This is a genomic window from Pyxidicoccus fallax, from assembly GCF_012933655.1.
Classification (GTDB): domain Bacteria; phylum Myxococcota; class Myxococcia; order Myxococcales; family Myxococcaceae; genus Myxococcus; species Myxococcus fallax.
On the sequence record NZ_JABBJJ010000051.1, the window covers coordinates 30761 to 49585 of the forward strand.

An 18825-nucleotide genomic window follows, 5' to 3' on the forward strand; every position below is an offset into this window, starting at 1 on the left:
GATGGGAGGCCATGAGGCATGGTGACGCATGACACGAAAGCGCTCTTCGTCGCCGCCCTGCGTGCGCGAGGCCCCGCCTACCGCGAGGCCCGCGCACGGTTCCTCGTGGCCCCAGGAGACACCCGGGGCGTGCTCGCGCGGTGCAGGCAGTCGCGGTCCTGGCGCGTGCGCCTCCAGGCGGACATCTTCGACACCTGGCTGGAGGACCCGGGCCTGTGCGAACAGGCCCGCCGGCTGCTCCAGGCGGACCCCTCCACCGGCCTGCCCCGCCGGGCCTCGGCGCGCGTCCGGGGCGAGGCGCTCGCCGGGTTGGGAAGCAAGGCACTCCCGCGCATCCTCGAGCTCCTGACCCGCTCGCGGGGGTTCGCATCACGCCCGGAGCAGACCGCCCTCTTCCACGCGCTGGTGGTCCTCAAGGACGAGCGCGCCGTCAGACCCCTGGTGGCGCTCGTCCTCCAAAACCAGGACGGCACGGAGCGGGCGGCGGCGGCGCATACGCTGGCCTGGCACCGGACGCCACTGGCCCTCCCGGTCTTCGCAGCGGCACTGGCGGACCCCGCATCCCCTCCGGGCCTGCGAAGCAGCAGCATCCGGGGGCTGCTCCTGCTGGGGACACCCGAAGCGGCGGAGGCATTGCTCCGGCTCGCGCGGGACGCGGAGCAACAGCCCGACACGAGGGCCACGGCCATCATCGCGCTCGAGACCGTGATGGAAGCCCGGGCGGAGCCCGGGCTCCTGGGCATCCTCCAGGGGGAGGCCCCGGACGCGGTCGCGAGCGCCGCGCTCGAGGTCCTCGGAAGGGTGGGAAGCCTCGCGGCGCTCGACACACTGCGCGCGCTGGACACTTCCGACGCGAAGCCCCGTCTCCGGACCGCGGCGGCGGAGGCGATCCGGAGCATCGAGCAGCGTCATTCCGCGTCTGGCGCCTGACGGGCGATGGCTCTCCTGAAGAGAGCGGCGGCCGGAAAGCCCTACGCCTTCCGGAGTCCCATCACCTCCCCGTAGCCACCGGGGATGAAGAACTCGTGCGGCTCCATGCCCATGATGCGCAGGGCGGTGGTGACGACGTCCGCCGACCGGGGGACGCGCTTCGAGGGCTGACCGTTCTCCTCGATGATGTCCACCGGGACGCCGAGCCCGCGCGTCGTGTACGTGCCCACCTGCCGGTTCCCCGCCACGTTTCCACCCGCGAAGCAGACCGAGGTGTACGGGTGGTGGTCATCCGGCAGGGAGTAGCTGCCATCGCTCCCACGCGAGGCCCAGCTCCGGCCGAACTCGCTCATCACCAGCACCAGGGTGTCGTCGAGCAGCGTCTTGCCCGGCTTGCCAGGGGCGGGCGTGGCCTTCATCTCGCCCATGAAGCGCGCGACGCAGTCCATCAACCCGCGGCCGTGCGCGCAGCTGTAGGCATGGCCGTGGCCGTTGTGGGTGTCGAAGTCGAGCCGCAGCGAGACATGCACCGCCGTGCACAGGTCCGACTTGAGCAGGCGCAGCGCCATGTCCATCCGCGGGTCCAGCCCGGTGAGATGGAAGTTCGCGAGGCCGAACGTGTAGGTGAAGGTCTCGCTCAGGTAGCCCGACAGGTACGCGGGGCGGTTCGTCTTCAGCGCGTCGATGCCCTTGGTGCCCTCCAGCACGGACACGACGTCCGTCGCCAGCACGCGGGAGACGGACGACAGCGAGCCATGCAGGCCCTCCAGGTAGCTGTCCACCTTCGCCGTCGAGCGGCCCATGAACTGCTGGGCGCGCGAGAGCGAGAAGTTCTCCACCGTCGTCGTCTTCAGCGTGCTCCCGGTGGGCTGGCCGCGCGCGTCCAGCTCGGGCCTCTCGGTGCGCGCATCCAGCCCCGTCCACCACGCGTTGTCCGCGGGCTTCGCGGAGAGCATCGGCTTGAGCGCTTCGATGGAGGGGACGCGCACCGGCGAGGCATGGGAGGGCAACCCCATGCCCACTGGCGTGCCCCGCTCTCCGGAGACGACCACGAACGGCAGCGGCCGGCTCTCGCGGTGCCGCTCGTACAGGTGGTTCGCGATGACCGAGTGCACGGCGGGCGCCCGGTAGTCCGCGCCGGCGACCCCGCACATCGCGGAGATGAAGGCGCTCGAGTGGTCGTTGGTGCCCTGGTCGATGCCGTGCAGCACGCTCAGCTGCTCATGCAGCGCGAAGTGCTGGTAGCCGTACATGAGCGGGCTGAAGGTATTGTTGGTGCGGTCCGCGGGGTTCTGGGGATTCCACGACTGCCAGGTCCGCAGCGGCTTGTAGGGACCGTTCGCGGGCGCCAGGTTCACCACCTTGCTCGCGTCGAAGAAGACGGGCTCGCTGCTGTAGCTGGACGGCGCCGGGACGCAGAGCGGAATCTCCGAGTCCTCCAGCGGGGTGAAGTAGTACGCCGGCCGGAAGCCGCCCGGGATGTAGATGACCAAGAGCCGGGAGGGGACGTCGGCGTCCGCGGCATGCGCGGTACCGGAGCCGAGCAGCCCCGCGCGGTCGAGGAGCGCGAGCTGCCCCGCTCCGAGGGCCCACTTGAGCAACGTGCGTCGAGAGGTGTTGGGCATGGGGTCCTCGGCTCAGTAGGTAATCCACAGCGGGTGACGGATGAGCGCCGCGCAAGTGCCAATCCAGGCCAGGCGCGTGCTCTGCGACTCGAGCGGGAGGTAGACCTGCTCGTACAGCGCCTTCAGCTCCGCGTCCGCGGGCGGCTGTCCGAGCATGCGCAGGTAGAGGTAGCGCAGGTTCTTCTGCACCGCGTCCGGGTTCCTGGCGGAGGTGTCCGCGAGCGTCACGTAGCGCAGCACCGCCGGGTTGTTCCTCTTGTCCACCGCGCGTCCGCACCAGGCCTGGGACATCTGGACCAGCGTCTGCCCGGCGGAGGGACCGAAGATCGCGTCCTTCTTGCGATACTGGAGCGAGTTGCCCCCTCCGAGCGCCTCGAAGCGCTCGATGGTGCGCTGGTCGGAGACGTACTCGCCCGAGATTCCGGGCGACCAGTCGCCGGGCCACACGAAGAACTTGTTCCAGTTCACCACGTACGCCCGGTTGCGCCAGTCGGCGTTGCTGGTGCTGACGAAGTCCTCGAGCGTCAGCCCGAGCTGATCCATCAGGCTCACCACCATCTCCTCGGCGGACAGCCGGCGGACGCGGAACTCCTCGGGCGACGGCGTCTCCAGCTGCTCGGGGGGCGCCGGCAGGTCTCGAATCCACGCCTCCACCTGCTCGATGGTCAGCGTGACGCGGCCGCTGGCGACGAGCTCGTCGTAGTGCTGGCCCGGCGGCATCTGGGGATAGCTCCCAGGCGCATTGCCCTTGAGCATCTGGACGAGGAGGCTGTTCGCCGGGTCCCCGCGCTTCACGTACCGCTCGTTGTAGACGAGCCCGGTCTCGAACGCGGAGAGCGAGGCGAAGATGGGCACGTTACCGATGCGGTGGCAGCCCTCGCACGCGGGCGCGAGCGCGAGCCGTATCTCGTCGTTCTTGCTCGCGGGCTCGCAGCCCGTGCCGCCGTCCGGGTCCGGGTTCGGATTCGGGTCACCGGGGCCCGCCGAGTCATTGATGCGAGCCGTCGCCTGCTCCGTGCAGGCCGTGAAAGAGAGGGCGAGCGAGGCCAGCACGGCCGCTCCCAGCAACGAACGCAACGTGCGCATCACAGGCCCCTCCGCAGCTCGGGCTGCTCGAAGAGATAGCGGAGGAAGGGCTTGAGCTTGCGCTCCCGGGCGACGAACTCCCTCGCGAGCTTGTCGATGAACCCCTTCTCCGTGGCCGGGTTCAGCTCCCGGCCGATGAACATCGCGTAGAGCCTGCGCGCGGTGCAGCGGTCGAACTCACCGGAGCGCACGAGGAGCTTGCCGAAGCCGAGCGGGCCCATGGTGCCGTCGCCGTGCTCTCCCAGCAGCGTGTACGAGTCGGGCATCGTGTCGAGCAGCACCGCTTCCGGGTTGGCCTGGATCTGCTCGGGCGTCACCGGGGTCATCATGGTGTTGGGCAGGAAGGCGTTCCTCCAGCGGAAGCCCGGCGCGGTGCCGATGTGCGGATACTTCCCGGACAGCCACTCCTTCGTGACGCGCTGGTTGCCCACGCCCGCGAGGAAGGGCCACGCGACGTAGGCGCTCGTGGCATTGGTGAAGTCCCACCGCTTGAAGGGGATGGCCGCGGGGTCCAGCGTCTTGTGGCAGTGCAGGCACGTCCCGCCCGTCGCCGGGTCGACCTCGTACGGGGGGAAGTGCACGTCCGCGGGAGGCGGCGAGAAGCTCTGGCAGGCGAAGATTTCGAGGAAGCGCGCGGCCCGGACACGCTCGCGAGGGAACGAGGACATCGCGCCCATCATGGTGAGCACCCCGGCGGCGGGAAGGCCCTTGGCCGCCTCGGTCGTGGTGCGCGGGTCGAAGCGGTAGGTGCGCTCCATGCTGCCGGAGCGCGACCGGTCCGGGGTGAGCGCGAGGTGGAAGGGCTCCAGGTCCTCCACCACGAACTCGCGCCACGCCTGCGGGTCGTTCGGCGTCGGGTGCAGCGGGTCTCTCGGCGCGGTGTCCGCGTCCGGGCGCCACCACGTGGTGTTCGCGTCCAGCGCCTTGCTGCCCATCTGCCGGCCGAAGCGCACGTACAGCGCGCGCAGCCAGTTGGTCCCGACCGAGTAGTTGCCGATGACGAGGTCCGAGAGCGGCCGGTCATGCCACGCGAGGTGCGCGAACAGGCGCGCGGGCTCCTCGTACGGGTGGCGGCGCTGAGCGTTGATGAGGTCGTAGGTGCTCCCGCCGCCGAGGCCGGAGAGCGGCGAACACCACACCAGGTTCGGTCCGCAGCCACACCCCGCGGGCAGCATGGGGTCGTAGTACCCACCCCTGGCGACGCCGCAGTCGGACACCCGCCCCGTGGAGGCATCGGTGACCTGCGTGATGTCGGAGCCGGCCTTGCCGAGCACCTCGACGGTGGTTCCCGGAGCCCACCAGGGCTCGATGGTGCGCTTCTCGGGCACGGCGTCGTTGCCGTTCACATCCTTGTTCGTGCACTGGACGTTCGGGTTCCCCGAAGCGAACTCGTTCACGTGGTAGTACGCGCCCGGGTGCAGGCTGTTGGCGGGGCACCTGTGCAGGTGGCCGGCCATGTCACCCTGGTACGCGTCGCCCTGGGCGCCGGTGGTATAGGCACCCACCGCGAGCCACTCGTGTCCGAAGCGCAGCATCCGCTCGTAGAACTTCGGAGAGGCGAGCACCTCATCGAGCGTCGAGCGCAGAAGCGAGGCGCGTGCCTCGGCCGTGGCCGCGGCCGCCATGGCCTCGTACTGCTCGACGGTCGGCGTGGTCCCCGTGAGTCCGAGCACGATGCGCCGCAAGAGCCGCGTGTCGCTCAGCTGGTCATTGAGCGGCTTGGCCGGTGGAGGCGGCTCGGGAGTGCATTGCTGCGCGTGCGCGTCGGGTCCGAGGGGCCCGGACAGCGCGAACAGCACGGCCAGGATGGTCGCGCTCTTCAGGTGCAGGTGCCAGTGCATACATGCGACGATAACACCGAACACCGCCCCCGAACCTGGGGGAAATTGTCTGCCATTCCGTGAGAAATGCGGGGTGGACTCCCCCCTACAGGGGCGGGGTGGACTCTCCCCCACACCTGCCCGTCTTCCGTGACGCCCGCGGCCGTCACCCGGGACGCCGCGTGTACGCCTCGGCGGCGCGAAAGCGGAAGGGGTGCGGGCCACCCCACGGCGGCACGGCCGCGGCGCTGGCCGCTCGCCTCGCCGGAAGGCAGGCCCGGCTGCCTGCCGGAACCCGCCTCCCTCCCGCCAGGTGGGACGGGCGTGCGCGGCCCTCCAGGAGGCGCCTCCCTTCGACGCCCGGAAAATGCCTCGGAGCCGGTCACAAACCCGCGGGCGCGCCTCCATCCCCCCAGTAGGCCCCTGCTCACGTGAGGGCCAGCCCTTCCAGGTTTCAATTCCTCTCATGAGGACAAAACCTGTCATGGCAAGCCATTGGACCTCGATTGACATGCATGAATTTCCTGCTTATTAAAACTCGCGAACCGGACGGGGGCCGGTCTCACTCCTCCTGAACGCCAACCCCACCTCCGCGGAAGCGCGCACGCGCCCGGCGGTGGTCTGCCTTTTCGCCAGCGGGCTCCCGGGTCCTGCTCCGAAGCCTCACAGGAATCCACTCTCATGGACATACACAACACTCCGCCTCATGCGCGGAACCGCGACCTTTCCCAGGGCTCCGACCGGCTCCAGGAGGTCCAGCGGACGGTCCGCACCTATATCGAAACGCACTACTGCGACATCCTCGGCCGCGTCTTCCACGGCATCCCGGGGCGGCAGGCGCGCGTCAGCTTCAGCCCCACCCGGGGCGACACGGGGCTGGACCCGGACGGGCCGCGCGAGGTGCTGCACTTCGGCTCCTACAACTACTCGGGTCTCAACGGGCACCCGCGCGTGGTGGCGGCGGCGCAGGAGGCGCTGCGGCGCTACGGGACGACGGTCAGCGGCGTGCGGCTGCTCAACGGCACGTGCGAGCTCCACCTGGAGCTGGAGCGCGAGCTGGCGGACTTCCTCGGCTTCGAGGACTGCGTCACCTACAGCAGCGGCTTCGCGGCGAACGTGTCCACGCTGTCCGCGCTGTGCGGCGAGGGCGACGTCGTCCTGTCGGACATGCTCAACCACCAGTCCATCGTGGACGGGCTGAAGCTGTCGGGCGCGGACGTGCGCGTCTACCGGCACGCGAGCACGCGCAGCATCGAGGCGGCGCTGAAGAAGCTGCCGCGAGAGCAGCGCAAGTTCATCATCACCGACGGCGTCTTCAGCATGGACGGGGACGTGGCGGACCTGCCCGCCATCGTCGAGCTGGCCAACCAGTACAATGCCTTCGTCATCGTGGATGACGCGCATGCCACGGCGGCCATGGGCCCGAATGGCCGTGGCACCCCCGCCCACTTCGGCCTCCAGCAGGGCGTGGACGTGCTGACCGGCAGCCTCAGCAAGGGCCTGCCCGGCATCGGCGGCTTCGCCGCGGGCTCCAGGGCCACCATGGACCTGCTGCGCTACGGCTCCAACGGCTACATCTTCTCCGCCTCGCTGCCGCCGCCCATCGCCGCGGGGCTCCTGGAGGGCATCCGCATCCTGAAGGAGCAGCCGGAGCTGCAGGAGCGGCTGCACCACAACGAGCGCTACCTGCGCGACGGCCTGCGCGCCATCGGCCTGGACTGCATGAACAGCCAGTCCCCCATCGTCCCCGTCCTCATGCCGGACACGCAGCAGACCTACGAGATGACGCAGTTCCTCCACCTGGAGGGCATCTACGTCAACCCGGTGGGGGCCCCGGCGGTGAGCCGCAACCGCACGCGCCTGCGCATCAACGTCAGCGCCAACCTGGAGCAGGCCGACCTGGACCGCTTCCTGGACGCGATGGAGCGCGGCAGCCGCAAGTTCGGCATCCAGGAGCTCTTCGCGCGCCGCGCCGAGGCCTCCGCCCTGAAGCCGACGGGCTCCTGAGGCACCACCCCCGCGGAGGACCCAACACCATGGACTTCAAGCAGCAGGTGCTGTTCGGGGTGCCCGTGCTCATCGCACCCATCCTCATCGACCTGGGAGTGGGCGCGCTGCGGCGCAAGCCGGTGTACCGGTTGAACGACCTCCTCACGAACCTCACCCTGAGCCTGCTCACCCTGCTGGCCAGCGTGGGCATCGCCGGGGCCACGCTCTGGCTCTACGCCTTCGTGCACCAGCGCTTCGGACTGCTTCCGCTGGAGACGGGCTCGGTCTGGACGTGGGTGCTGGCCTTCCTCGCCTACGACGTCCTCTATTACTGGACGCACCGCGCGCACCACCGCGTCGCGTTCCTGTGGGCCATCCACGTCGTCCACCACTCCGGCGAGGACATGAACTTCGGCCTCGCCGTGCGGCAGAGCGCCCTGGGAGAGACGACCACGTGGCCCTTCTTCCTCCCCATGGCGTTCCTGGGCATTCCGCCCGAGGCCTACCTGGGTGTCTCCGCCATCCAGCTCGTCTTCCAGTACGCCATCCACAACACCTATGTGCCGCCCCTGGGCTGGCTGGAGCGGGTGCTCGTCACGCCGTCCCAGCACCGCGTCCACCACAGCCGCAACCGGCGCTACATCGACAAGAACTACGGCAACGTGCTGGTCGTCTGGGACTGGCTCTTCGGCAGCTACCAGCCGGAGCTGCCCGCGGAGCCCCCCGTCTACGGCATCCGCCAGAGCCCGCGCACCTGGAACCCGCTCACCCTGCACACCCACGTGTTCGTCGAGCTGTTCCACAAGGCCGCCGCCTGCGCGCGCTTCCGGGACAAGGTGGGGTGCCTCATCAAGCCTCCGGACTGGGAGCCGCCCTCGCTGCGCCGCGAGCGCTTCACCGGCTACGAGGATGACGGGCCGTCCGCCACCTTCCGCAAGCATGACGCGCGGCTCGCTCCCGCCCCGGCGGCCTACTGCGTGGCCCAGTTCCTCGCGCTGGCCGGTGCCATCCTGCTGCTGCTGTGGCAGCCGGACGCGCTGAGCGCCTGGAGCGTGGCCGCCGCCTGCGCGCTCATCGCCCTCCACGCCTGGACGCTGGGCGCCCTGCTGGACGCACGTCCCGGCGCGTGGCGCCTGGAGCTGGGGCGGCTCGCCGCGGTGGCCGTGCTCGGCCTCGTGGCGGCACGGCACGAGGGCCTGTCCCTCGCGTCCGCCTGGCCGCTCATCGGCTACGCCGCACTCAGCGGAGCCTTCCTGCTGCGCCTCCGGGCCTCCTTCCAGGAGGAGGCCCCTTCTCGCGGCCCAGGCGTCCTGACCGCTTGAGCCCCCTGCCCTTCCGCCCGCTTCTTCCTTCCCGACCCGACCATGTCCGCGTCCGCCACCGCTCCCGAGAGCGCTCCCGCCCCCGTCACGTCTCCTGGCCCCATCGAGTTCCGCTGGGTGTCCTCCCTCCAGGACATCGGCCGCGAGGCCTGGGAGAGCTGCTTCCCCCATGACGACGTCATGCAGTCCTTCGCGCTGCACCAGGCCACGGAGGCCGCGGGCCTGGAGGGCGTCGAGTTCCACTACCTCGTGGGCCGGAGCGCGCGCGGGGTGGTGGCCATCCTGCCGTGCTTCCGGTTCCGCACGTCGCTGACCACCATTGCCCCCGCGGGCGTCAACAAGGCGGTGGCCGCGGTGCGCCGCCTCTTCCCCCAGTTCCTCTACATCCATGCCTTCGTCATCGGCACGCCCATCGCCATCTGCAAGGATTTGCTCGGCCTGCACCCGGGCCTGGATGGCACCGCGCGGGCCGACGTGCTGCGGGCCAGCTGCCGCGAGGTGCTGGCCCGGGCGCGCGAGCTGGGGCTGAGCCTCGTCTTCCTCAAGGAGCTCACCTCGTCGCTGATGCCCTCGGTGCGGGACGCACTGGGGGAAGAGTTCACCTTCGTGGAGAGCCCCGCCACCACGTACCTCTACCTGGGCGAACCCGGGAAGAGCACGTACCGGGAGCGGCTGCGCAAGAAGTACCGCTCCTTGATGAACAACCGCATGGCGCGCGCCGAGGCCGCGGGCCTGCGCTGGGAGCTGTGCACGGACTTCGCCCCCTACGCGAAGCAGATGCACCCGCTGTACCTCCAGGTGCTGGACCGCTCGAAGATTCGCTTCGAGACGCTCAGCGTGGACTTCTTCGAGAAGCTCCCCGCGCACCTGGGCGACCGCGCCTTCGCGATGCTGTGCTTCAAGGACGAGCGGCTGGTGGCCTTCGAGCTGTTCCTCCAGGACGGCGCGTGGATGCACCCCATCTACCTGGGCCTGGACTACGGCTTCCGGGACGAGGGCGCGCTGTACTTCAACTGCATCTACAAGATTGTCGAGGTGCTCGAGGCGAGAGGCCGCCCGGTGGCGCAGCTCGGGCAGACGAGCTACGCCGTCAAGGCGAGCATCGGCGCGGTGGTGGACCGGCTCTACCTCGCCGTGCGCCACCTGAACCCGGTGCTGAACCTGCTGGTGAAGCGCTTCGGCGCCGCGCTCTTCCCGCCGACGCAGCTGCCCCGCTCCCAGCGCGTGTTCCGCGACATGAAGGAGAACGACGAGGGGCTCGCCCGGCACGGCATCCACTTCGAGCGGCTCGACGACGGAGGCGACGAATGAGCGGGCGCGAGGGCACGGCCACCACCACGCGGTGCGTCTCCTCCATCCGCGAGGTGCCGCGGGCCCTGTGGGACGAGAAGGTGGCCCAGGGGCACCCCTTCAAGAGCGCGGCCTTCCTGGCCTGCCTGGAGGAGGCCTTCCCGGAGCGGAAGTTCGCCTACGTGGTGGTGTCCCGGGGAGAGGACGTCGTCGGGCTGGCGGTGGTGACCGAGGAGCGGCTGGACCTGACGCTGATGTTGCCCCGGGCCATGGGCGTGGTGGCCGCGGCGGTGCGCAAGGTGCTGCCACGCTTCCTCACGCTGGGCCTGGGCATGGTGGGCACCTTCGAGACGGCGCAGCGGCACTGGTGGTACGACGCCCGCGCCCTGTCCGAGGAGGACTTCGCGCGGGCGCTGCTGGCGGCGTGCGACGCGGCGTGCACGGACTCGGCGCTGCTGCTGGTGCGCGACTTCATGGAGGACGTGCCCGACGACGTGCGGCTGGAGTCCTGGTTCCTCGGGCGGGGCTTCCAGCGGGTGGCCAACCATCCCCTGGCCGTGGTGCGCCTGGACGGGCTGAGCAGCGAGGCGCACCTGCAGCGGCTCAAGCGCAAGTCGCGGCAGAACCTGCGCAAGCAACTGCGGGACGCGGAGGCGCTGGGGCTGCGGGTGGAGCGGGTACGGCCCTACCGGCACCTGCTCGACGAGTGCTACCCGCTGTACCTCCAGGTGCACGAGGGCGCCTCGGAGTTCAAGCGTCCGCCCTTTCCCCGCGCCTTCTTCGAGTCCCTCGAGGACCGGCTGCCGGACAGCAGCAGCCTCCTCACGCTGCGCGCGAAGGATGGCGCGCTGCTGGGCTTCATCCTCACGGGGACGTCCGGCGACATCCACAACCCCTTCCTCATCGGCCTGGACTACGCGCGGACGCAGGGCACGCCGGCCTACTACGTGCTGCTCTGGCGAGAGGTGGAGGAAGGAGCCCGGCGGGGGTGCCGCTCGGTGGACCTGGGACTGACGAGCTACTTCGTCAAGCAGACGCTGGGGGCCGAGCTGGAAGGGATGACGATGGCCGCGCGCGTCCAGTCCGCCTGGCTGCGCCCCCTGCTGAACCCGCTGCTGCCCCTGCTCCTCGGCGAGAAGCAGCCCGAAGAGCGGGAGAAGTTCCGGCCCGGCGCCGAGGAAGCCCGGCCTCAACCCCACACGTCCCGAGCCGCCTGATGCTCCGCTTCGCCTACGGCTGCATCCCGTCCATCATGTCCCTCTCCTTCGCCAACACCCTGGTACGGCGAGGAGGGCTCCGTCCCACGTGCATCGTCCTGTCCGTCGGCGGGCTGCGCTTCCAGAAGAGGCGCTACACGCCGCTGCGAATCCTGCCGCTCTTCCTGCGGCGGTTCGGCCCGCGCTTCACCATGTACAACGTGCTCGCGGGACTGGGGGGCTCGCTTCCCTTCACCTGGCCGGGCCCGGGGCTCATGGGCTTCCAGCGGCTGTCCCGGGAGTACGACATTCCGCTGGTGCTCAGCGACGACTTCTCGGGGGAGGCCACCGTGGCGCGGCTGCGCGAAGCGGGGGTGGAGCTGTTCGTCACCAGCATGTGCGACCAGATTCTCCGGGAGCCCCTGCTCAGCCTGCCGCGCCACGGCTGCGTGAACATCCACGCCTCCCTGCTGCCCGACTTCCGGGGCGTCGACTCCGTCTTCCAGTCCATGCTGCACGATGCGCCGGAGGCCGGGGTGACGCTGCACCAGACGACGGCGCGCATCGACTGCGGTGACGGGTACGCGCAGGCGTCCTTCCCGCGCACGGCGGAGGACTCGCACCTGCTGCTCACGGTGAAGGCGACCTCGGCCGGCATCCCGCTGCTGAAGCGCCACGTGCTCGCGCTGGAGCGCGGGGAGACACCACCCTCGCGGCCACTGGACGTGTCGAAAGCCCGTTACCCGTACCGCTCGTGGCCCGATGGCGACGAGCTGCGCCGCTTCTTCGCGCGCGGCCTCACCTTCTGGCGAGCCTCGGACTGGGGGCGCATCCTCGGCTTCGAGGACCTGGGCGTCCCCGGCCTGGCCATTCCCGCCCTCCAATCCGGAGAAGGTTGACTCACCGTTCAGCCCCCTGCTCCCGCGTACGAATGACACGTCTTCTCGGACGAGGCAGGCGGGCCTGCGCCTCCCGCCCGGTCTGGAGCGAGCCGCATGGCCTCGGATTCCGGGGTGAGCAACGTAGAGAGGAGGCTGCGTTGATTCACGCATGCCCTCGACCCAGCTCATCCGGTGGGAATGGAGAGGTGCATCATGCGTCGCATACTCAAGATGTTCCGTGTCAGCCGCGCCGTGCTGGGCATGGTGCGCAATGCCAACGACGCCGACCGGGTCTTCGACCTGATTGAAGCGCTGTACGCGTCGACCGATGCCGCGCGGAAAGCCGTGGAGCGGATGTCTCGCGACCCGGTGCTCGCGCGCGTGCTGCGGGAGCGTCCCCGGCTGGGGCGCCTGGACCTGGAGGTCCTGAGCCGGCTGCCCGAGGGCACCCTGGGGCGCGCCTTCGCGGACCAGATGCGCGAGTACGGCCTGGACCCGAGCCTGCTGCGCGTGCAGGAGGCGCCTGACGCCGCCAGCTACGTGAAGGCCCATCTGTTCGAGACGCACGACCTGTGGCACGTCGTGACGGGCTTCCGCCCGGACGCGGCCGGAGAGCTGGGACTGCAAGCCTTCTACTTCGCCCAGAACGGCTCACGCGTGTCGATGGGTGTCTTCGTGACGGGGCTGGCCTTCACCTTCCTGCGCCGCTTCGAGCTGTGCGAGGTGGCGATGCCGCAGGTGGTGCGGGGGTGGCTGTTGGGGCGACGGGCGAGACGGCTGTTCGGCACGGATTGGAAGACGTTGCTGGACAAACCGCTGGCGGAGGTGCGCGCCGCATTCGGCCTGGAGCCCGAGGCGGTGGACCAGCTCATGCGCGGGTACGAAGCCCCCAGGCTCTCCCCGGTGGCCGCCCACGCTTGAGGCGGCGGAGTCGCTGCCCGTCCAGCCAGCACGCCTGCCCGCCTCCCCACGGGACGCATCCCCTCGGGATGACGTTTTCCCTGCCTTCTGGGCCATTTAGCGCAGCGACGCACCGTGTCCACATTGGCCGCGGCGACACGCCGCTGTGGACTCCCGGAAGGAAAGGTGTCGAGTCATGCGCTTCAGCTTTGAAAAGAGATTACGGGCCCTCCAGTCCCCTCCCGTCATTTCGCGCTACTTCTCCGGGGAGGGGCATGCCGACACCATGCCTCCCGCGCGGCTCGCCCGGTACCAGCTCGAAGCCCTCAAGGCCATCGTCCAGCGGGCATATGACCAGTCGCCCTTCTACAGGGAGAAGATGACCGGGGCCGGAGTCTCTCCCGGCGACCTGGAGCGGCTGGAGGACCTCTCCAAGCTGCCCTTCCTGACGAAGGACGAGCTGCGCGGGCGCCCCTGGCTCCTGCTGACCTGCGACAAGAAGGACGTCGTGCTCATCCAGGTGTCCACCGGGACGACCGGCGGTGAAGAAATCTACATGACGTATACGTGGAACGACTATCTGCTCCACGACCTGTCCCCGCGCTACGGGCACCTCTTCCCGGTCGGCCCCGGCGACGTGTGCCTCAACGCCCTGCCGTACGAGATGAGCACGGCGGGGCTCTCCTTTCACAAGACCTTCATGGATGGCTACCAGTCCACGGTCATCCCCGCCGGAAAGGGCGGCGCCTACTCCACGCCCGCGAAGACCCTGAAGATGATCCGCGACCTGCGGCCCAACGTCGTGGTCACCAGTCCCTCCTGGTCCATGACCCTGGCGGAGGAAGCGGCCAGCGGCTCCTTCGACCTGAAGAGCCTGGGCATCAAGAAGATGTGGCTGACCGGCGAAGGCTGCTCGCCTGCCTTCCGCCGGCGCGTGGAGAACATCTGGGGCACCACGGCCAACTACTTCTACGGCTCGCTCGAGTGCGGAGCGCTCGGCATCGAGTGCGATGCACACAACGGTTACCACCTGACCCAGGCCCACGTGCTCATGGAGATTGTCGACCCGAAGACCGGGGTGAGCCTGCCTCCTGGGGAGATTGGCGAAATCGTCGTGACGGCGTTACTGCGCTACGACAGCCCGGTCATCCGGTTCCGCACGGGGGACCTGGGCTCCCTGGACACCGCCGCATGCGCCTGCGGCTCCACGCTCACCCGGTTCCACATGAAGGGCCGCGCGTTCGACCAGCTCCACTTCCGTGGCCGGCCGCTCTCGCCCTTCTTCCTGGAGGAGTTCCTGATGCGGATGCCGGAGGTCGGCAACTGGTTCCAGTTCGTCATGCCGGCCTCGGACAGCGCGCGCATCAAGATTCGCTGCGAGCTGGCGGACGGAGTCCCACCCTCCGCGGAGCTGGCCGCCACGCTCGCCAGCAGGATGGAGGCGTCGACGGGGCTGCCCTTCGACATCGAGCTCGTCGACCACCTGCCGCGCCCGAATGGCAAGGCGGTCCGGGTCGTTCGTGAGTGATTCACCCGGAAGCCGGAGGAACCCATTCATGATCATCGATGCCCATGCACACGTCTCGCCCACCACCTATGGCGCCACGGAGAAGTACCTGGAGGTGCTGAAGCAGAGTGGTATCGACCAGGCCGTCATCTGCCCGGGCGGCATGCTGGACGTGCGGAAGATGAGCGAGTTCGTGTCCGGCCAGAAGAAGCCGGACACGGTTCCGAAGAACGACTACGTGGCCCGGTGCGTGGTGTCCAGTCCCAGCCTGCTCGGGATGGCCTGCGTGGACCCGACGGACCCTCGAGCCGCCGAGAAGCTGGAGGAGCTCCTGGAGCAGGGCTTCCGGGGCCTGATGGTGTCTCCCCTGGTCCACAAGTTCTCGTTCCCCGACGAGGCGATGGCCGACCTGGCGTGGCTCTGTGGCGAGCACGACGTGCCCGTCATCTCCCACAACGGGTGGAGGCCGGGAGCGAACACCGTCGACTACGTCCAGCTGGCCAGGAGGTTCCCCGGTACGAACTTCATCCTGGAGCACATGGGGGCGCTGCCGGTCGACGTGGAGGCGGCGGACGCGGCCGCGGAGCTGGACAACCTCTTCCTGGAGACGTCGCTCAGCAGCTACCTGCACCTGGCGGGGACGGTGAAGAAGACGGGAGCGAGCAAGGTGCTCTTCGGCTCCGAGTACCCCCTGTCCCATCCGGCGCTGGAGCTGCGGAAGATCTTCCTGCTCCCCCTCACCGACGATGAGCGCGAGCGGATTCTCGGCGGGAACATCCGCGGGCTGCTCCGCCTGGACTGAAACCGAGCACACAAGGGGGGGCACTCATTCATGGCAACGCAAGAACGCCTGGAGCGCATCAATCAGGTGCTGCGGCACGCACGCGGCGCGGACTTCTACAAAGAGCGCCTGCCGGCCACGCCGCTGCGCACCTGGGAGGAGTTCCAGCGGCTTCCCTTCACGACCAAGGAGGACCTGCGCCGGCAGTCACCGCACGGGATGGTCTGTGTCCCGCGGCAGGAGCTGCTGCAGTACCACGAGTCCTCCGCGACGACCGGCGCGCCCGTCTCCGTCTGGTACAGCGGCAAGGACCTGGCGGAAATCCAGGCGCGCTTCTCGGAGTGGGGCGTCGGGTTCATGCCCGGGGACCGGGTGCTCATCCGCTTCCCCTATGCCCTCTCCACCATCGGGCACTTCGTCCACGCGGCCGCCCAGCACAAGCGGGCCTGTGTCATCCCCGCGGACAGCCGGACCAGCATCACGCCGCTGCCGCGCGTGGTCGAGCTCATGAGGAAGTTGCAAGTCACCGTCCTCGCCACCATCTCCCTGTCCGCGGTGATGATCGCCGAAGCCGCGGAGATGGCGGGGTTCGAGCCCCGTCGCGACTTTCCCCACCTGCGTGCCATCTGCTCCGCGGGAGAGCCGCTGACCCAGGCCCGGCGCAAGCTCCTGGAGGAAATCTGGGGAGTCCCTGTGTATGACAATTATGGAATGACAGAGACGGGCCCGCAGGCCATGGACTGCCGGGTGCAGCAGCTCCATCCCTGGCAGGGCCACTTCTGCATGGAAGTCCTGGACGAGCGGCTCGAGAAGGAGGTGGCGCCGGGTGAGACGGGCTACCTGGTCGTCACGTCCCTCACCCCGAGGGCCTCGCCCGTGATTCGCTATCTCACCGGAGACCGCGTCCAGCGCATGGAGCGGCCCTGCGAGTGCGGCCAGAGCTCGACGCTGCGCGTCCGCGGCCGGGTGGAGGACGTCCTGTGGAGCCAGGGCAGGCCGTTGGACCTCTGGGAGCTGGAGGAGATTGTCTCCCAGCTGCCGGGCCGCCGCTTCTGGAGGGTGGCTTCCGCGCCGGACGGGCGGCTGCACTTCGTCGTGGAGCAGGAGCGTGACGGGGACTCGCTGCGGCCTGCCCTCGTGTCGCGGTTGGAAGCGCACCATGGCGTCCGCATGAAGGTGGACCTGGTCCCCAAGGGGACCCTCTACGACCGGAACGAGCCGGTCTCGTTCGGAATGGCGGGCAAGCCCATCTACGTGTGCACGCCCCAGTCCATGCCCGAGGTCCGAGCGTAGCGAAGCAGCTGACGTTGACAGTGTTTCCGCCCGCGTCATTCAAACCCGGCACACACGCTGCGCCGTGGGCGGCACACATCCATGGAAACGCCGGGGGGGGAATCACAATGACGTTGATGAATACGAACAGTGTGAACGATGCCATCAACATGCAGAAGCGCGAGCGCATCCGGCTCGAGCGCATCGAGGGCGACCGCAACCGCGTGGAGGAAGCCAGCGCGCTCATCGTCTGGTTCGACACGGCCGGGCTGACCAACCCCAATGACTGCGGAGGCATGCTCGCGCGGCTGGTCAACCTGGCCTACACCGGCGTCCTCCTCTACCCGGACAACCTCGCGGCGCTCGCGCCCGCCGTCCCGGGGCGCATGCTCAAGGTCTACCAGGCCCGGAGCATCGAGGACCTGGAGCGGCTCAAGTCGCTGACGCCGTCCCTCCAGGACTTCGTGGTGGCGAGCCCGGACCCCAAGGTGCTGCAGCGGGCGGCGGAGCAGGGGCTGAAGACCTGCTACCGGGCCTACGTGGATGACGGGGCCAGCCTGCACCAGTCCATCCAGGAGGGCGCCCAGCACTCCTACCTGATGATTCGTTTCAAGGACCCGACCAACATCCCCCTGGAGCTGGTGATTGCCTCGCTGCAGGCCACCCACACCGTGCTCATCAAGGAGATCAACACCCCGACGGACGTGGATGACGCCATCGTCACCCTGGGCGTGATGGAGGTGGGCGCGGACGGCGTCATGTTCTCGCCGCGCTCCCACGAGGTGCTGAGCGAGTTCGTCTCGCGGCTCGGCCGGCTGGACCGCTCGGCGGTGAAGGTGGAGGTGGCCACCCTGGTGCGCAGCGTGCCCGTGGGCATGGGCTACCGCAGCTGCATCGACACGTCGACGCTCTTCTCCCCGACGGAGGGCATGCTGGTGGGCTCCACCTCGCAAGGCGGCATCCTGTGCTGCCCCGAGGTCTTCTTCCTGCCGTACATGGAGCTGCGGCCCTTCCGGGTGAACGCCGGCGCGGTCCACAGCTACGTGTACAACTTCGGCAACCGCACGGACTACATGAGCGAGCTGCGCGCGGGCTCGCCGGTGATGATTGTCGACCACACCGGGGCCACGCGCCGGGCCAGCGTCGGCCGGATGAAGACGGAGGTGCGCCCGTTGCGCCTCATCGAGGCCGAGTTCGCGAGCGGCGAGCGCATCAACGTCCTCATGCAGGACGACTGGCACGTCCGCATCTTCTCGGACGAGGCCAAGCCGCTGAACATCACCGAGCTGAAGCCCGGGCACAAGGTGCTCGGCCACCTGGCCCGGCCCGGCCGGCACGTGGGCATCAAGGTCGACGAGCACATCATCGAGACCTGAGTCCCTCGCGTCGCAAGCACCTCATTCCAATCACTGGGGAAACTGTCACCATGAATGGAGTCGCCAAGCAGATCCGCTGGTCGCACTTCCTGGACCGGCGGAGCGGTCGCGGAATCATCGTCCCCATCGACCATGGATTGTCGATAGGGCCGGTGGAGGGGTTGGCCAGCGTGGAGCAGGTGTCCCGCTGGATGGGGCACCCGGGCATCACGGGCATCATCGCCCACAAGGGCATGGTGGAACGGCTCGGGAGCCACGGTCTGCTCAAGGGTTTCGGCGTCATGGTCCACCTCAACGGCATGATGTCGCTGGCCTCGACGCCGGACCGCAAGGAGCGGCTGACCACGGTGGAGGCGGCGCTCCGCCTGGGGGCGGACGCGGTCTCCGTGCAACTCAACTTCGATGGGACGAACGACGCCCACAACCTGACCCAGCTCGGGGCGGTGGTGGACGAGGCCCAGCGCTACGGGATGCCCGTGCTGACCATGCTCTACGACAAGGTCCCCTGCGAGGGGCAGGAGGCGCGCCTGAGCAGGCAGCGTCACCTGATGCGGGCCTGCGTGGAGCTGGGGACGGACGCGCTCAAGCTGGCCGCGCCGGATGACCTCTCGCTGATGCCTTCGCTGCTGGAGGGCATCCGGGAGCACACCGCGGTGTTCTTCGCGGGAGGGGCGGTGCGCTCGGAGGAGGAGGTCCTCCTGCTGGCGCGGCAGGTGGTGAGCTGTGGCGCCACCGGGCTGTGCGTGGGGCGCAACGTCTTCCAGCGGGAGTCCGTCTGGGCCACCCTCTCCCGGCTGCGGGAGGTGGTCCTGGGCACTCCCGACCTGGAGCCCACCCGCCCCTCCTGGTC

At 69.2% G+C, this 18825-nt stretch carries 15 protein-coding genes; 12 read left to right on the forward strand and 3 right to left on the reverse strand.

Annotated elements, in window-relative coordinates:
- The first annotated feature begins 18 nt into the window (after window positions 1–18).
- Window positions 19–930 carry a HEAT repeat domain-containing protein gene (locus tag HG543_RS13830; protein ID WP_169345212.1) on the forward strand — a complete coding sequence of 304 codons (912 nt, stop codon included), beginning with the start codon at window positions 19–21 and terminating at the stop codon, window positions 928–930.
- A gap of 41 nt (window positions 931–971) precedes the next feature.
- Here HG543_RS13830 and HG543_RS54475 read toward each other — a convergent pair whose 3' ends face one another.
- Genes HG543_RS54475 through HG543_RS13845 form a run of 3 tightly spaced genes read right to left on the reverse strand, consistent with a single transcriptional unit; the run spans window position 972 to window position 5482 of the window.
- Window positions 972–2555, reverse strand: a complete 1584-nt coding sequence (locus tag HG543_RS54475) for a DUF1501 domain-containing protein (protein WP_171817922.1) — start codon at window positions 2553–2555, stop codon at window positions 972–974.
- Window positions 2556–2567: 12 nt separating this feature from the next.
- Entirely contained in the window at window positions 2568–3641 is a 1074-nt protein-coding gene (locus HG543_RS13840) for a hypothetical protein (RefSeq protein ID WP_169345213.1), read from the reverse strand.
- Window positions 3641–5482, reverse strand: coding sequence for a DUF1549 domain-containing protein (locus HG543_RS13845; RefSeq protein ID WP_169345214.1), 1842 nt, complete (start codon window positions 5480–5482; stop codon window positions 3641–3643). Before HG543_RS13845 ends, HG543_RS13840 begins: the two co-directional genes overlap by 1 nt.
- A gap of 660 nt (window positions 5483–6142) precedes the next feature.
- Between HG543_RS13845 and HG543_RS13850 the strand changes: the two genes are divergently transcribed.
- The 11 genes from HG543_RS13850 to HG543_RS13900 form a co-directional block, all read left to right on the forward strand.
- Window positions 6143–7468, forward strand: a complete 1326-nt coding sequence (locus HG543_RS13850) for an aminotransferase class I/II-fold pyridoxal phosphate-dependent enzyme (protein ID WP_169345215.1) — start codon at window positions 6143–6145, stop codon at window positions 7466–7468.
- A gap of 29 nt (window positions 7469–7497) precedes the next feature.
- Entirely contained in the window at window positions 7498–8772 is a 1275-nt protein-coding gene (locus HG543_RS13855; RefSeq protein ID WP_169345216.1) for a sterol desaturase family protein, read from the forward strand.
- Window positions 8773–8814: 42 nt separating this feature from the next.
- Window positions 8815–10083 (forward strand): GNAT family N-acetyltransferase, encoded by a 1269-nt coding sequence (locus tag HG543_RS13860; protein WP_169345217.1) that lies wholly within the window; start codon window positions 8815–8817, stop codon window positions 10081–10083.
- Window positions 10080–11279: a GNAT family N-acetyltransferase gene (locus HG543_RS13865; protein ID WP_169345218.1), complete on the forward strand. Its 1200-nt coding sequence runs from the start codon at window positions 10080–10082 to the stop codon at window positions 11277–11279. Before HG543_RS13860 ends, HG543_RS13865 begins: the two co-directional genes overlap by 4 nt.
- Window positions 11279–12157, forward strand: coding sequence for a formyl transferase (locus tag HG543_RS13870; RefSeq protein ID WP_169345219.1), 879 nt, complete (start codon window positions 11279–11281; stop codon window positions 12155–12157). The genes HG543_RS13865 and HG543_RS13870 overlap by 1 nt, the downstream gene beginning before the upstream one ends.
- 195 nt (window positions 12158–12352) lie before the next feature.
- Entirely contained in the window at window positions 12353–13060 is a 708-nt protein-coding gene (locus tag HG543_RS13875) for a Coq4 family protein (protein WP_169345220.1), read from the forward strand.
- A 175-nt stretch (window positions 13061–13235) separates the two neighbouring features.
- Complete coding sequence (locus tag HG543_RS13880; RefSeq protein ID WP_169345221.1) at window positions 13236–14567, forward strand: phenylacetate--CoA ligase family protein; 1332 nt, start codon at window positions 13236–13238, stop codon at window positions 14565–14567.
- 28 nt (window positions 14568–14595) lie between these two features.
- Window positions 14596–15348 carry an amidohydrolase family protein gene (locus HG543_RS13885; RefSeq protein WP_169345222.1) on the forward strand — a complete coding sequence of 251 codons (753 nt, stop codon included), beginning with the start codon at window positions 14596–14598 and terminating at the stop codon, window positions 15346–15348.
- Window positions 15349–15378: 30 nt separating this feature from the next.
- Window positions 15379–16620, forward strand: a complete 1242-nt coding sequence (locus HG543_RS13890) for a phenylacetate--CoA ligase family protein (protein WP_169345223.1) — start codon at window positions 15379–15381, stop codon at window positions 16618–16620.
- 116 nt (window positions 16621–16736) lie between these two features.
- Complete coding sequence (locus HG543_RS13895; protein ID WP_246357002.1) at window positions 16737–17975, forward strand: 3-dehydroquinate synthase II domain-containing protein; 1239 nt, start codon at window positions 16737–16739, stop codon at window positions 17973–17975.
- Between the two features lie 50 nt (window positions 17976–18025).
- Window positions 18026–18825: class I fructose-bisphosphate aldolase (locus tag HG543_RS13900; protein WP_169345224.1), on the forward strand; the 800-nt coding region annotated here is incomplete at its 3' end.

Coding starts and splice junctions, on each gene's coding strand:
- HG543_RS13830 (WP_169345212.1), top strand. CDS start 19: ATGGTGACGCATGACACGAAAGCGCTCTTCGTCGCCGCCCTGCGTGCG.
- HG543_RS54475 (WP_171817922.1), bottom strand. CDS start 2,555: ATGCCCAACACCTCTCGACGCACGTTGCTCAAGTGGGCCCTCGGAGCG.
- HG543_RS13840 (WP_169345213.1), bottom strand. CDS start 3,641: ATGCGCACGTTGCGTTCGTTGCTGGGAGCGGCCGTGCTGGCCTCGCTC.
- HG543_RS13845 (WP_169345214.1), bottom strand. CDS start 5,482: ATGCACTGGCACCTGCACCTGAAGAGCGCGACCATCCTGGCCGTGCTG.
- HG543_RS13850 (WP_169345215.1), top strand. CDS start 6,143: ATGGACATACACAACACTCCGCCTCATGCGCGGAACCGCGACCTTTCC.
- HG543_RS13855 (WP_169345216.1), top strand. CDS start 7,498: ATGGACTTCAAGCAGCAGGTGCTGTTCGGGGTGCCCGTGCTCATCGCA.
- HG543_RS13860 (WP_169345217.1), top strand. CDS start 8,815: ATGTCCGCGTCCGCCACCGCTCCCGAGAGCGCTCCCGCCCCCGTCACG.
- HG543_RS13865 (WP_169345218.1), top strand. CDS start 10,080: ATGAGCGGGCGCGAGGGCACGGCCACCACCACGCGGTGCGTCTCCTCC.
- HG543_RS13870 (WP_169345219.1), top strand. CDS start 11,279: ATGCTCCGCTTCGCCTACGGCTGCATCCCGTCCATCATGTCCCTCTCC.
- HG543_RS13875 (WP_169345220.1), top strand. CDS start 12,353: ATGCGTCGCATACTCAAGATGTTCCGTGTCAGCCGCGCCGTGCTGGGC.
- HG543_RS13880 (WP_169345221.1), top strand. CDS start 13,236: ATGCGCTTCAGCTTTGAAAAGAGATTACGGGCCCTCCAGTCCCCTCCC.
- HG543_RS13885 (WP_169345222.1), top strand. CDS start 14,596: ATGATCATCGATGCCCATGCACACGTCTCGCCCACCACCTATGGCGCC.
- HG543_RS13890 (WP_169345223.1), top strand. CDS start 15,379: ATGGCAACGCAAGAACGCCTGGAGCGCATCAATCAGGTGCTGCGGCAC.
- HG543_RS13895 (WP_246357002.1), top strand. CDS start 16,737: ATGAATACGAACAGTGTGAACGATGCCATCAACATGCAGAAGCGCGAG.